Source organism: Clostridium grantii DSM 8605 (assembly GCF_900129965.1).
Classification (GTDB): domain Bacteria; phylum Bacillota; class Clostridia; order Clostridiales; family Clostridiaceae; genus Clostridium_AF; species Clostridium_AF grantii.
In genome coordinates, this window is record NZ_FQXM01000043.1 from 1 (window position 1) to 14,830 (window position 14,830).

A 14,830-nucleotide genomic window follows, 5' to 3' on the forward strand; every position below is an offset into this window, starting at 1 on the left:
GTTGTCTTACCATGGTCTACGTGACCTATTGTTCCAACGTTAACGTGGGGTTTTGTTCTTTCAAACTTACTTCTTGCCATTTGTAATTCCTCCTATATATTTTATTATTTTATTTTTTACCTATTATTGATTCTTGAATACTCTTTGGAACTTCATCATATTGAGCAAACTCCATTGAGTAGTTACCTCTACCTTGAGTTCTAGATCTTAAAGTTGTTGCATATCCAAACATTTCTGACAACGGAACTAAAGCTCTTAGTATTTGTGCTCCTGGTAGTGGATCCATTCCTTCAATTCTTCCTCTTCTAGAGTTTACATCACCCATTACATCTCCAAGATATTCTTCCGGAATTGTAACTTCTACTTTCATGATTGGCTCTAGTATTACTGGGTCAGCTTTTGCCATAGCATTCTTGAACGCCATAGACCCTGCAATTTTGAATGCCATTTCTGATGAGTCAACATCATGATAAGAACCATCAAAACAAATAACTTTAAAGTTCATAACAGGGTATCCTGAAAGTACACCACTTTGAGAAGCTTCTCTTATACCATTATCAACTGCCGGTACATATTCTCTTGGAATAGAACCACCAACTGTAGCATTTTCAAAAACATATTCTCCTTGATGAGGTATCATTTCTATCCAACAATGACCGTATTGTCCACGACCACCTGATTGTCTAACAAATTTACCTTCTGCTTTAACAGCTTTTCTAATACTTTCTTTGTAAGCAACTTGTGGTTGACCTACATTACACTCCACGTTAAATTCTCTTTGTAATCTATCAACAATGATTTCAAGGTGAAGTTCTCCCATACCTGCAATAATTACTTGGCCTGTTTCTTGGTCAGTATAAGTTTTAAATGTAGGATCCTCTTCAGCAAGTTTTGCTAATGCAATACCCATCTTTTCTTGACCAGCTTTTGTTTTAGGCTCAATAGCAACATGAATAACTGGTTCTGGGAAATCCATACTTTCTAATATAACTAAATGATCTTCATCACACAAAGTATCTCCAGTAGTAGTGTTTTTCAAACCAATTATAGCACCAATTTCTCCTGCATATAATTCTTCTACTTCTTCTCTATGATTAGAATGCATTTTTACAAGTCTTCCAATTCTTTCTCTTTTACCTTTATTACTATTTAAAAGGTAAGTCCCACTCTTCATTATACCTGAGTATACTCTTGTAAATGCTAATTTACCAACAAATGGGTCAGTAGCAATTTTAAATGCTAATGCAGCTAATGGTTGATCGTCATCAGATTTTCTATCAGTTTCATTTCCATCTTCATCTACTCCTTGTATAGCAGGAACATCAAGTGGAGATGGTAAATATGCTACTACAGCATCAAGAAGATGTTGAACTCCCTTGTTTTTGTAAGCTGTACCACATACAACTGGAACAATTTCATTAGCTATTGTAGCTTTTCTTAAAGTAACTACTAATTCTTCTGAAGATATTTCTTCTCCATCAAGATATTTCATCATTAATTCTTCATCTGCTTCTACAATTGCTTCAATCATTGCAGCTTTGTGCTCAGCAGCATATTCTTTCATATCTTCTGGAATTTCAATTTCTTTAAATTCAACGCCTGATTTATCATCAAATATAACAGCTACACCTTTAATCAAATCAATGTGACCTCTATATTCATCTTCACTACCTATTGGAATTGCTATAGGTACAGCATTAGCATGTAATCTATCTCTCATCATGTTTACTGCTCTAAAGAAGTCTGCTCCAGTTATATCCATTTTATTTACAAACGCCATTCTTGGAACGCCATATCTATCTGCTTGCCTCCAAACAGTTTCTGATTGTGGCTCAACTCCACCTTTAGCACAGAATACAGCAACAGCACTATCAAGCACTCTTAAAGATCTTTCAACCTCAACTGTGAAATCTACGTGACCAGGTGTGTCTATGATATTTACTTGGTGTTCTTTCCAAACACAAGTTGTTGCAGCTGAAGTAATTGTGATACCTCTTTCTTGTTCTTGTACCATCCAATCCATTGTAGCTGCACCTTCGTGAACTTCACCTATTTTGTGAGTTACTCCAGTATAATACAATATACGCTCCGTAGTTGTAGTTTTTCCTGCATCTATGTGCGCCATTATTCCTATATTACGAAATTTATCTAACGAATATTTTCTTCCCACGAATATTCCTCCTCTCAATTTATATAAAACTAAATTTTTAGTTTTATAATTTAATCCGACAAAACTGTTTTGGAAAATTCCAAAACAGTTTTATTATAAATTTATTATTAGTATCTGTAATGAGCAAATGCTTTGTTTGCTTCAGCCATCTTATGAGTATCTTCTCTCTTTTTAACAGCTGATCCAGTATTATTAGATGCATCTAATAATTCATTAGCAAGTTTAAGCATCATGTACTTCTCGCCTCTTTTTCTTGTAGCAATAGTAAGCCATCTGATACCTAACGTTTGTCTTCTTTCAACTCTAACTTCTATTGGAACTTGGTAAGTTGCCCCACCTATTCTTCTAGCTTTTACTTCTAATACAGGCATTACATTGTTCATAGCATCTTCGAAAACTTCAATTGCTTCTCTGCCAGATTTTTCAGCCATTACATCAAAAGCATCATAAACTATCTTTTGAGCAACCCCTTTTTTACCATCTAGCATAATAGAATTGATTAGTTTTGTAACAACCTTGCTATTATATTTTGGATCTGGTAATACGTCTCTTTTAGGTACATTTCCTTTTCTTGGCACTTTTCTTCCCTCCTTAACATCTTATTTAATTCACAGGTACTCGGTTTTCACCGCAAAGCGCTGTCTTCTGCAAGTAAATTCTTAATTTTAAAATTTATATGAATGCGAAGATATAGCACTTATTTTCTTAATTATTTTTTCTTAGGTCTCTTAGCACCGTACTTAGATCTAGATTGCATTCTGTTTGCTACACCTGAAGCATCAAGAGCACCTCTAACTATGTGGTACCTAACCCCTGGAAGGTCTTTTACCCTTCCTCCTCTTATTAAAACAACACTATGTTCTTGTAGATTATGGCCTACACCAGGTATATAAGCTGTAACTTCAAAACCATTTGTCAATCTAACTCTTGCGATTTTTCTTAAAGCTGAGTTAGGTTTCTTTGGTGTAGATGTTTTAACAACTGTACATACTCCTCTTTTTTGAGGACATTGTTTCAAAGCAGGAGAAGATGATTTAGTTACAATCGTTTTTCTTCCTTTTCTTACTAATTGATTGATAGTTGGCATATTTGCACCTCCTTAATTTATATAAACTATAAAATCACGAAATCACTCTTTAATAATGCAAGCAATTGCTGCACTAACATCTATACCGCACATGGAACCAAGTTCTTTTTTCGAACTAACCTTTATGACTTTTATATTTTTTTCTTCCAAAAGGTCAATTACGGGCATTATGATCTCTTTTTCTGCATCAGCAGCTATATAAACAAGCTGGACTATATCATCCTTTATTGCCTTTACAGTTTGTTTCAGGCCGACAACTTTTTCGCCTTCTAGCCTGTTAATCATCATGTTTCCCCCTTGCAGCTAATTGTTAGAGACAAAGCAAATCTTTGTCTCTAACTATACACACAAATAAGATTTTAACATTATATATTATCAATGTCAATAAAATTAATAATTTAATTCTGGCATGTTAAGTAATTCTTCATCCACTCTGTGTTCAGTGTTTAATTTAACTGCTCTATACTTGTTTAATCCAGTACCCGCCGGTATCAACTTACCGATAAGTACATTTTCTTTTAGTCCAATAAGTGTATCAATTTTTCCTTTTATAGCTGCATCGGTTAAAACTCTAGTAGTTTCTTGGAATGATGCTGCTGATAAAAATGAATCTGTAGCTAAAGCTGCTTTAGTTATTCCTAATAAAACACCTTGGCCAGTAGCTGGTTCTCCACCTGTTTCCAATGATTTTTCGTTCATATCTATAAAATCAAACATATCAACCAATGTTCCAGGTAATAAATCAGTATCTCCAGAATCTTCTATTTTAATTTTTCTAGTCATTTGTCTTACAACCACTTCTAAGTGCTTATCATTGATATCAACACCTTGAAGTCTATAAACTTTTTGAACTTCTGACAATAAATAATTTTTAACTTCTTCGCTACCTTTTATTCTAAGCAAATCATGAGGGTTTATTGAACCTTGAGTAAGTTCATGTCCTGCTTCAATAATTTCTCCCTCTTTAACGATAACCTTAGATCCGAAAGGAATGTCATAAGTTCTTTCTTCTCCATCTTCACATTTAATGTAAACAATGTTTTTTCTCTTTGTTTCTTCTATTCGAACTATCCCAGAAACTTCACTAATAATAGCTAGCCCTTTAGGTTTTCTTGCCTCAAATAGTTCTTCAACTCTAGGTAAACCTTGTGTAATATCTGATCCCGCAACTCCACCAGTATGGAATGTTCTCATAGTAAGCTGAGTTCCAGGTTCTCCGATAGATTGAGCTGCTATAATTCCTACAGCTTCACCTTTATTAATTCTTCTAGCAGTTGCCATATTCATTCCATAACATTTAGCACATACACCAACTTTGGCTTTACATCTAAACACAGATCTAATCTTAATTGTCTTAAAGCCTAATGATTGAATCTTAATCGCCATATCATGCTGAACATAAGTGCCATTTGCAATAACTAGTTCCCCAGTTTTTGGATCATGAACATCTTGTGCAATGTATCTTCCATCTAATCTTTCACTTAATTCTTCAATAACTTCATTACCAACAGAAATCTCTGATACGTCAAAACTCTCTTCAGTACCGCAATCTTCCATTCTTACAATAACATCTTGGCATACATCTACTAAACGTCTTGTTAAATATCCCGAGTCAGCAGTTTTAAGTGCTGTATCTGCGTTACCTTTTCTAGCTCCATGAGTAGAAATGAAATACTCAAGTACATCAAGTCCCTCTCTAAAGGAAGATCTTATTGGTAACTCTATAATTTTACCAGATGGATTGGCCATAAGACCTCTCATTCCCGCCAATTGTTTAATCTGACTCTTAGAACCTCTGGCTCCTGAGTCCGCCATCATGAATATAGGGTTAAATCTATCCAAATTATTCATTAATGCATTTGCAACTTGGTCAGTAGTTTTAGTCCATCTATCAATTACTTTTTCATATCTTTCATCGTCTGATATGAATCCTCTTCTATAAAGTTTTTCAATCTTATCAATTTCTTGGTCAGTCTTCTCTAAAAGTTGAGCTTTCTCTCCAGGAACTGTCATATCAGCAACCGATATAGTTATTGCACTTATAGTGGAATAATGATATCCTTTTGCTTTTATATTATCAAGCATAATTGATGTTTCTGTTGGTCCGTATCTGTTGTAACATTTATTAATTATCGTTCCTAAGTTCTTTTTACTTACTAGAAAGTCTACTTCTAGTTTAAACATGTTCTCTGGAATACTTCTATCAATAAAGCCCAAATCTTGAGGTATAGCTTCATTAAATAATAATTTTCCAGGAGTGGTTTCAATTATCCCACTCATTATTTCTCCATCTATTTCCTTAGTCATTTGAACATGTATCTTAGCGTGAATATCAATACTCTTCACATGGTACGCCATTAAAGCTTCTTCAACAGATGCGAATCTTTTTCCTTCACCTTCAACACCATCTTTATCTATTGTTAAATAATACACGCCTAGAACCATATCCTGAGTAGGAACTGAAACTGGCTTACCATCAGATGGTTTTAAAATATTATTAGCTGCAAGCATTAAGAATCTAGCTTCTGCTTGTGCTTCAACAGATAAAGGTACGTGAACTGCCATTTGGTCTCCATCAAAGTCAGCATTGTATGCTGTACACACTAATGGATGAAGTTTAATTGCTTTTCCTTCAACCAATACTGGTTGGAAGGCTTGAATTCCTAATCTATGAAGCGTTGGAGCACGGTTAAGCAATACTGGATGATCTTCAATTACTTCTTCTAATACATCCCAAACCTGTGGCATTACTCTTTCAACCATTCTCTTAGCACTTTTTATATTATGAGTTGTTCCACTTTCAACAAGCTTTTTCATTACAAAAGGCTTAAATAATTCTAAAGCCATCTTCTTAGGAAGACCACATTGATACATTTTAAGTTCTGGTCCAACTACGATAACCGAACGTCCAGAGTAGTCAACACGCTTACCAAGAAGGTTTTGTCTAAATCTACCTTGTTTACCTTTCAACATATCTGATAATGATTTTAAAGGTCTGTTTCCTGGACCTGTTACCGGTCTTCCTCTTCTACCATTATCTATTAATGCATCAACAGCCTCTTGCAGCATTCTTTTTTCATTTCTTACAATTATATCTGGTGCTCCAAGATCTAAAAGTTTCTTCAATCTATTATTTCTATTAATTACTCTTCTATATAAATCGTTCAAGTCAGATGTAGCAAATCTTCCTCCATCTAATTGAACCATTGGTCTTAAATCTGGTGGAATAACAGGTATTACATCAATAATCATCCACTCTGGCTTATTAGTTGACATTCTAAAAGATTCTATAACTTCCAATCTTCTAATAAGTCTAACTTTCTTTTGGCCTGTGCTTGTTTTATACTCTTCTCTTATTTCTTTAGATAATTTATCTAAATCCATGTCACTAAGTAATCTTTTTACAGCTTCAGCCCCCATACCTGCATCGAATGTTCCATATCCATACTTATCTACCGATTCTCTGTATTCTTTCTCACTTAAAAGCTGTTTTTTAAGTAATGGAGTTTCTTTAGGGTCAAGTACAATATAAGATGCAAAATATAATACTTTTTCTAAAGATCTTGGTGACATATCCATTAAAAGACCCATTCTTGAAGGTATTCCTTTGAAATACCAAATATGAGAAACTGGAGCTGCCAACTCAATATGTCCTATTCTTTCACGTCTTACTTTTGCTTTTGTAACTTCTACTCCACATCTGTCACAAACAATACCCTTATATCTTACTCTCTTGTATTTACCACAATGACATTCCCAGTCCTTTGTTGGTCCAAAGATTTTTTCACAAAACAAACCATCTTTTTCTGGCTTTAATGTTCTATAATTAATTGTTTCCGGTTTCTTAACTTCCCCTCTTGACCACTCTCTGATTAATTCAGGCGAAGCCAATCCTATCTGTAAAGCATCAAAATTATTTAATTCTATCAAGGGTACATCCTCCCTTCAATTTAGTGTTCATCGTCGAAATCTTCTAATTCAAACTGGTTTTCAAGATCATCTAAAGGTAGTTCATCAAAATCAAACTCTAAATCTGCATCACTGTCATCTTCTTCAACTGTCTCTTCTTCTGTATTCTCTACAACGATTCCTGATTTCAAATCTTCTTCACCTTCAATATTTACATCTAAATCTCCTAATTCATCCTCAACAGATTCTTTTAAAACTATTTCTTCTCTTTCATCTGTAAGAACCCTAACATCTAAACATAAAGATTGCAATTCTTTTATAAGTACTTTAAAGGATTCCGGTATTCCAGGTTCTGGTATATTTTCTCCTTTAACAATTGACTCATAAGTTTTAACTCTACCAACTACGTCATCCGATTTAACGGTAAGTATTTCTTGAAGAGTATGAGCAGCACCATATGCTTCTAATGCCCAAACCTCCATCTCACCAAATCTTTGACCACCAAATTGAGCTTTACCACCCAACGGTTGTTGTGTAACTAAAGAATACGGTCCTGTAGATCTAGCATGTATCTTATCATCAACCAAATGGTGAAGTTTAAGAATATACATATATCCAACTGTAACCTTACTATCAAATGGCTCTCCAGTTCTTCCATCATATAGAACTGTTTTTCCATCTCTTGTGTATCCTGCTTCTTCCATCAAGTCTAGTATTTCTTTTTCTGTGGCTCCATCAAAAACTGGTGTAGCTATGTGCCACCCCATTTCGCTAGCAGCCCAGCCCAAGTGAACTTCCAATACTTGACCGATATTCATACGAGATGGTACCCCAAGAGGGTTTAAGCATATTTGCAATGCTCTTCCATCAGGTAAGAAAGGCATATCTTCTTCAGGTAATATTCTAGAGATAACCCCTTTATTACCATGTCTTCCTGCCATCTTATCTCCAACAGATATTTTTCTCTTTTGAGCAATATAACATCTAACTAACTCATTTACTCCTGGAGGTAACTCATCACCGTTTTCTCTCGTAAATATCTTAACATCTACGATAATTCCTGTTTCTCCATGAGGAACTCTTAAAGAAGTATCTCTTACTTCTCTAGCTTTTTCACCAAAAATAGCTCTTAAAAGTCTTTCTTCAGCCGTTAGCTCTGTTTCACCTTTTGGCGTAACTTTACCAACAAGAATATCTCCTGAATTTACTTCAGCACCTATTCTTACAATACCTCTTTCATCAATGTTCTTTAAGGCATCATCACCAACATTAGGAATATCTCTAGTTATTTCTTCTGGTCCTAATTTAGTATCTCTAGCTTCCGCCTCATATTCTTCTATATGAATTGATGTAAATACATCTTCTCTAACCAATTCTTCTGAAATAAGCATAGCATCTTCATAATTGTAACCTTCCCAAGTTATGAATCCTATTCTAATATTTTGCCCTAACGCAATTTCCCCTAAATCAGTAGATGGTCCATCAGCTAAAACATCTCCTACTTTAACTCTTTCACCTTTACTAATAATAGGTTTTTGGTTAATGCATGTTCCTTGGTTAGATCTTTTAAATTTCATTAATTTAAATTTATCTATTCCACCATCAATATCTCTTTTTATTCTAATTTCATCAGAACTAACATAAGCTATAACGCCATCATGTTCTGCTTTAGGAAGAACTCCAGAGTCGACAGCAGCTTTATACTCTATTCCTGTACCTACTATAGGTGAGTTGGCTTTTAGCAATGGAACTGCCTGACGTTGCATGTTTGATCCCATTAATGCACGGCTGGCGTCATCATTTTCTAAGAATGGTATCATAGCAGTAGCTACTGATACAATCTGCCTTGGTGAAATATCCATTAAGTCAACTTGATCTTTATCTACTATAAGAACATCATGTTTTGTTCTAACAGTTATCTTATCATCGATAAAATGTCCTTCTGGATCTAATGGTTCCTTGGCTTGAGCTACATAATAATTATCTTCTTCATCAGCGGTGATGTAGATAATTTCATTATTAACCTTACCAAGCTTTTTGCTAACAGTTCTATATGGCGTTTCAATAAACCCATACTCATTTACTCTAGCATAACATGCTAATGAATTGATTAATCCTATGTTAGGTCCTTCTGGTGTTTCAATAGGACACATTCTTCCGTAATGTGAGTGATGGACGTCTCTAACTTCGAATCCAGCTCTTTCCCTTGATAAACCTCCAGGTCCTAAAGCTGATAATCTTCTCTTATGAGTTAATTCAGATAAAGGATTTGTTTGGTCCATGAATTGAGAAAGTTGTGAACTTCCAAAGAATTCTTTTATAGCAGCAGCCACTGGTCTAATATTTATTAATCCTTGTGGTGTTACTGTTTCTTCATCTTGAATTGTCATTCTTTCTCTTACTACTCTTTCCATTCTTGACAAACCAATTCTAAATTGGTTTTGTAGTAATTCTCCAACTGATCTCAATCTTCTATTGCCTAGATGGTCAATATCATCATTGTGACCTATATTATAAGCTAAATTCAACTCATAACTAATTGTAGCAAGCATATCGTCTTTAATAATGTGTTTAGGTATAAGCTCAGTGATTCTTCTCTTTAATTGTTCTTTGATACTTTCTTCATCGCTATAATCATTAAGGATTTCTCTCAATATAGGATAATGAACTTTTTCTCTTATTCCTAAATTGCTAACTTCGAAATCTACAAATTTATGTATGTCAACAAAGTTATTACCAATAACTTTTATTATTTTGTCATCAGCTAAAATTCTTACTTCATTAATACCAGCATCACTAATTGAATTAGCTTTTTCTCTGTCTATATAGTCATCCTTTTGAATCAATATTTCTCCTGTTTCAGGATGAATAACATCTTCTGCTGCAATATGATTTAGTATTCTATTATTAATAGCTAATTTTTTATTGAATTTATATCTTCCAACCCTTGATAAATCATATCTTTTAGCATCAAAGAAAAGTGAGTTAATTAAAGAAACAGCACTATCTACTGTTGGAGGCTCACCCGGTCTTAATCTTTTATAGATTTCAAGTAAAGCTTCTTCTCTAGTTTTAGTATTATCTTTTTCAATACTAGCTTTCAATCTTTCTTCTTCACCAAAAAATTCGATTAATTCAATATCGCTTCCAGTATCCATAACTGTTCTCGCTAATACTGTAATAGGTAACTTTCTTGTTTTATCTATTCTTACATAAACAATTCCGTTAGAATCAGTTTCGTATTCTAACCAAGCACCTCTATTAGGAATTACCGTTGCTGAGAATAATTTTTTACCGTTTTTATCTACAGTATGATTGTAGTAAGCTCCTGGAGATCTTACCAATTGGCTTACAATAACTCTCTCAGCTCCATTGATAACAAACGTACCCTGTTGTGTCATCAATGGGAAATCACCCATAAAAACTTCTTGCTCTTTTACTTCGCCCGTTTCTTTGTTTAAAAGTCTTACTTTAACTTTCAAAGGCGCAGCATAGGTAGTATCTCTTTCTTTACATTCCTCTACACTATACTTTGTATTTTCTGTTTCTAATCTGTGATCAACAAATTCTAATACTAAATTGCCTGTGTAATCTTGGATAGGATTGATATCATCAAAGACTTCATTTAATCCATCTTGCCAGAACCAATCGTAAGAATTTAATTGAACCTCAATCAAATTTGGCATAGGACAAACTTCTTTTACTTTTGAAAAGCTCATTCTTGTTCTCTTACCATTTTGGATAGGATGTACCATTAAAATTTCACCCCTCGTTAAAAAATAAGAAGATTCATGTCTAGCGATCTTCCCTGGTATATTTATAGCATATCGATAGTATACCCATCAATATGAATAAAATTCAAATTTTGTTAAAATATATTAACATATTTTAAGCGCTCATGCAATATACTATGTTATCACAGTTGCATTTTGCTGTCAATGTATTTTCAAATAATTATTTTCATTTTATATATTTTCTACTTTTTAAATATATCTACAATTTAAAAAAAGGCACTTATATGTGCCTTTTAATTTTTAAACTATTTTACTTCTACAACTGCTCCAACTTCTTCTAGCTTAGCTTTCATTTCTTCAGCTGCTTCTTTAGCAATTCCTTCTTTAAGTGATTTTGGAGCTCCATCAACTAATTCTTTAGCTTCTTTCAATCCTAAACCAGTTAATTCTCTAACTACTTTGATAACTTTAATTTTTTGTGATCCTGCGCTAGCAAGAACTACATCAAACTCAGTTTGCTCAGCAGCTTCTCCAGCTCCAGCGCCTGCTCCTGCAGCAGCTACTGGTGCAGCAGCACTTACTCCAAATTCCTCTTCACATGCTTTTACTAATTCGTTTAATTCTAAAACACTCATTTCTTTTATAGCTTGAATTATTTCTTCTCTTATCATTATTGTGCACCTCCGAATATTTTAAATTAATTATTCAGCTGTTTCAGCTGATTCTTTTTGTTCTTTAATAGAGCTTAATAAGTAAGCAAAATTTGATAATGGAGCTTTGAAACTTCCAAGTAATTTTGCAATAAGTACTTCTTTTGATGGTATTGAAGCGATAGCTTTAATTTGCTCTTCTCCATAAACAACACCGTCAACTAAACCAGCTTTTAATTCTAATTTCTTATGAGTTTTTGCAAATTCATTCAAAATTCTAGCTGGAGCTGTAGCATCTTCGTAACCGAAAGCTATAGCAACTGGTCCTTCTAAGTAAGGCTCTAAACCTTCAATGTTTAGTTCTTTAGCAGCTAAAACAACCAATCTGTTTTTGTAAACTTTATACTCAACTCCACCTTCTCTAAGAGTTTTTCTTAGTTCAGTATCGTCTTCCACTGTTAAACCTTGATAATCTGAAAGAACTAATGATTGAGCCTTTTCTAATTTTTCTTTTATTTCTTGAACTTTAGTTTCTTTTACTAATCTATTTTTACTTGCCAAATGTGCCACCTCCTAACTGAAAAATAAAACCTCTCCGCAACCGACGAAGAGGTGTATATCTCATTACATAACAAAATCAACTTTGCTAAATGAAGAATATATGAATCCTCGGTAGGTTGTAATCACGTTATGCTTTCGCACCCACGGTCTGCGGAGTAATGTCCTAATTCAATTTTACTTTAAAAGTATATCAATAAAAAATCTTTGTGTCAACATTATTCTGTAACTTTTGAAGGGTTTATCTTAACTCCTGGACCCATAGTACTAGATAATGTAACTGATTTAATATATTGTCCTTTTGCTGCTGATGGTTTTGCTTTAATTAATGCTTCCATCAAAGTATTGTAGTTATCAAGTAATTTTCCTGGTTCGAAAGATTTCTTACCAATAGGAACATGTACTATAGCTGTTTTATCAACTCTATATTCTACCTTACCTGCTTTAATATCTGCGATAGCTTTAGCAACATCAAAAGTAACAGTTCCAGATTTAGGGTTTGGCATTAAACCTTTTGGTCCTAATACTCTACCTAATCTACCTACTACACCCATCATATCTGGAGTAGCAACTACTACATCAAAATCAAACCAATTTTCATTTTGGATCTTCTGAATAAATTCTTCCGCTCCAACATAATCAGCGCCTGCTTCTTCAGCTTCTTTAACTTTTTCGCCTTTTGCGAATACAAGTACTTTAACTGTTTTACCAGTTCCATGAGGTAACACTACTGCTCCTCTAACTTGTTGATCTGCATGTCTTGGGTCAACACCCATTCTAGCTGCTAATTCAATTGTTTCATCAAATTTAGCTTTAGCTGTTTTTAAAACTAAGTCAATAGCTTCTGACGGAGTATAAACAACACCCTTTTCAATAAGCTTTGCACTTTCTCTATAATTTTTTCCTGTTTTAGCCATTTCATTTCCTCCTTGTGGTCAAGCGGTATTTTACCTCCCACTAGTTATACTATTCTTCTACAGTAACACCCATACTTCTAGCTGTTCCTGCTATCATACTCATTGCTGTCTCAACTGATGCAGCATTTAAGTCAGACATTTTAGTTTCTGCAATCTCTTTTAACTGAGCTTTAGTTATTTTAGCAACTTTCTTTCTATTTGGTTCTCCTGAACCGCTAGTTAGTCCGCACGCTTTTTTAATTAAAACAGCAGCTGGTGGAGTCTTAAGTATAAAACTAAATGATCTATCCTTGTAAACTGAAATTACAACTGGAATTGTCAATCCTACTTGATCAGCTGTTTTTGCATTGTATTCTTTACAGAATCCCATGATATTAACTCCGTGTTGACCTAATGCTGGACCAACTGGTGGTGCCGGAGTTGCCTTTCCTGCTGGAAGTTGAAGTTTAATTATTCCTACTACTTGCTTTGCCATAGTTTACACCTCCTCGTGTGGTAATACGGGAAATCCCCCCACTTTTAGAATGTTTTATTCTTTAGCAGGTTAGTCTAATTTCTCGATTTGATTAAATTCAAGTTCAACAGAAGTTTCTCTGCCAAACATATTAACAAAAGCTTTAATCTTTCTTTTTTCAAGATTTATTTCTTTTATTATAGCCTCAAAATTTTCAAGGGGACCTGAAACTACTTTAACATTTTCCCCTACTTTTATGTCAATATCTATCTGCTTTTCAACTATACCCATTGACTTAACTTCTTCATCAGTAAGTGGAACCGGTTTTGAACCCGGACCTACAAATCCAGTACATCCTCTAGTATTTCTAGCAACATACCATGTTTCGTCAGTCATAACCATTCTTATAAAAACGTATCCTGGATATAATTTTCTTTGAATAATTTTTTGTTTTCCTTCTTTAACCTCAATAACTTCTTCCATAGGTATCTCTATTTCTGGTATCAAGTCATGAAGTCCTCTGTTATCAATTAATTTTTCCAAATTAACTTTTACTTTATTTTCATACCCTGAATAAGTATGAACTACATACCAACGTGCGCGTTCTGCCATATTTTTAGGGGTGAGTTTAATCGACTCATTCCCTACCTCCTTTTCGTTTATTTGAAAATGAGCTTATATAGTGTACTAAATACAAAGTCCATCATTCCAATAAGTATAGCGCTAACAGCACAAAAAACCAAAACAATAATAGTTGCTTTCTTAACTTCTTCTTGTGTTGGCCAAGTTATTCTTTTTGTTTCTGCTTTTAACTCTCTTAAAAATTGAAACAATCCTCTCGATGACAAACCTTGACTTTTGCGAATTTTTTCATTTGCAGCCATTTCGTTCACATCCTTAAACTTTATAGAATTTGTTATTTAGTTTCTTTATGAAGTGTGTGTTTGTGGCAGAATTTACAATACTTATTTAATTCTATTCTTTCTGGATTGTTCTTTTTATTTTTCATAGAATTGTAATTTCTTTGTTTGCATTCTGTACAAGCTAGTGTAACTTTTACTCTCACAATATCCACCTCCTAATTCTGCATTTCCACACACAGAATCATCTGCATATCTGAAATTTATCATAAAATTGTGATACTAAACAAATTTAACACAAGTATTGACATATGTCAATACCAAATTATATTGATTGTTAACTCTACACAAATACCCTTTAAATGGGACTAAGTACCAAGACTTAGTCCCTAAATCAATTAATTACTTAAGAATTGTAGTAACAACTCCTGAACCAACTGTTCTTCCGCCTTCTCTGATAGCGAATCTTAAGTTTGGCTCCATTGCCACTT

Annotated in this window: 14 protein-coding genes and 1 other annotated feature; all 14 genes read right to left on the bottom strand. The window is 33.9% G+C overall.

Features of this window, described 5'->3' with window-relative positions; all coding sequences use genetic code 11:
• Positions 1-109 precede the first annotated feature (109 nt).
• Positions 110-2,170 (bottom strand): elongation factor G, encoded by a 2,061-nt coding sequence (fusA, locus tag BUB83_RS19855; protein ID WP_073340854.1) that lies wholly within the window; start codon positions 2,168-2,170, stop codon positions 110-112.
• Positions 2,171-2,277: 107 nt separating this feature from the next.
• Positions 2,278-2,748, bottom strand: a complete 471-nt coding sequence (gene rpsG, locus BUB83_RS19860) for a 30S ribosomal protein S7 (RefSeq protein ID WP_073340855.1) — start codon at positions 2,746-2,748, stop codon at positions 2,278-2,280.
• Positions 2,749-2,879: 131 nt separating this feature from the next.
• Positions 2,880-3,257 (bottom strand): 30S ribosomal protein S12, encoded by a 378-nt coding sequence (rpsL, locus tag BUB83_RS19865; protein ID WP_073340856.1) that lies wholly within the window; start codon positions 3,255-3,257, stop codon positions 2,880-2,882.
• Positions 3,258-3,299: 42 nt separating this feature from the next.
• Positions 3,300-3,542: a L7Ae/L30e/S12e/Gadd45 family ribosomal protein gene (locus tag BUB83_RS19870; RefSeq protein WP_073340857.1), complete on the bottom strand. Its 243-nt coding sequence runs from the start codon at positions 3,540-3,542 to the stop codon at positions 3,300-3,302.
• Between the two features lie 105 nt (positions 3,543-3,647).
• Positions 3,648-7,184 (bottom strand): DNA-directed RNA polymerase subunit beta', encoded by a 3,537-nt coding sequence (gene rpoC / locus BUB83_RS19875; RefSeq protein ID WP_073340866.1) that lies wholly within the window; start codon positions 7,182-7,184, stop codon positions 3,648-3,650.
• Positions 7,185-7,207: 23 nt separating this feature from the next.
• The gene (rpoB, locus tag BUB83_RS19880) at positions 7,208-10,921 is read right to left on the bottom strand and encodes a DNA-directed RNA polymerase subunit beta (protein ID WP_073340858.1); all 3,714 of its coding nucleotides are present in this window, start codon (positions 10,919-10,921) and stop codon (positions 7,208-7,210) included.
• 284 nt (positions 10,922-11,205) lie between these two features.
• Positions 11,206-11,571, bottom strand: coding sequence for a 50S ribosomal protein L7/L12 (gene rplL, locus BUB83_RS19885; RefSeq protein WP_073340859.1), 366 nt, complete (start codon positions 11,569-11,571; stop codon positions 11,206-11,208).
• 30 nt (positions 11,572-11,601) lie between these two features.
• Positions 11,602-12,111 carry a 50S ribosomal protein L10 gene (gene rplJ / locus BUB83_RS19890; RefSeq protein ID WP_073340860.1) on the bottom strand — a complete coding sequence of 170 codons (510 nt, stop codon included), beginning with the start codon at positions 12,109-12,111 and terminating at the stop codon, positions 11,602-11,604.
• Positions 12,112-12,124: 13 nt separating this feature from the next.
• Positions 12,125-12,283 (bottom strand) — a sequence feature (ribosomal protein L10 leader region).
• A gap of 43 nt (positions 12,284-12,326) precedes the next feature.
• Positions 12,327-13,025 (bottom strand): 50S ribosomal protein L1, encoded by a 699-nt coding sequence (rplA, locus tag BUB83_RS19895; RefSeq protein WP_073340861.1) that lies wholly within the window; start codon positions 13,023-13,025, stop codon positions 12,327-12,329.
• A 49-nt stretch (positions 13,026-13,074) separates the two neighbouring features.
• Positions 13,075-13,500: a 50S ribosomal protein L11 gene (gene rplK, locus BUB83_RS19900; RefSeq protein WP_073340862.1), complete on the bottom strand. Its 426-nt coding sequence runs from the start codon at positions 13,498-13,500 to the stop codon at positions 13,075-13,077.
• A 69-nt stretch (positions 13,501-13,569) separates the two neighbouring features.
• Complete coding sequence (gene nusG, locus BUB83_RS19905) at positions 13,570-14,091, bottom strand: transcription termination/antitermination protein NusG (protein WP_073340863.1); 522 nt, start codon at positions 14,089-14,091, stop codon at positions 13,570-13,572.
• A 47-nt stretch (positions 14,092-14,138) separates the two neighbouring features.
• Complete coding sequence (gene secE, locus BUB83_RS19910; RefSeq protein ID WP_073340864.1) at positions 14,139-14,363, bottom strand: preprotein translocase subunit SecE; 225 nt, start codon at positions 14,361-14,363, stop codon at positions 14,139-14,141.
• A gap of 32 nt (positions 14,364-14,395) precedes the next feature.
• Positions 14,396-14,545: a 50S ribosomal protein L33 gene (gene rpmG / locus BUB83_RS19915; RefSeq protein ID WP_073340865.1), complete on the bottom strand. Its 150-nt coding sequence runs from the start codon at positions 14,543-14,545 to the stop codon at positions 14,396-14,398.
• Between the two features lie 196 nt (positions 14,546-14,741).
• The coding region (locus tag BUB83_RS19920) for an EF-Tu C-terminal domain-related protein (protein ID WP_143160611.1) at positions 14,742-14,830 on the bottom strand (89 nt) is incomplete at its 5' end.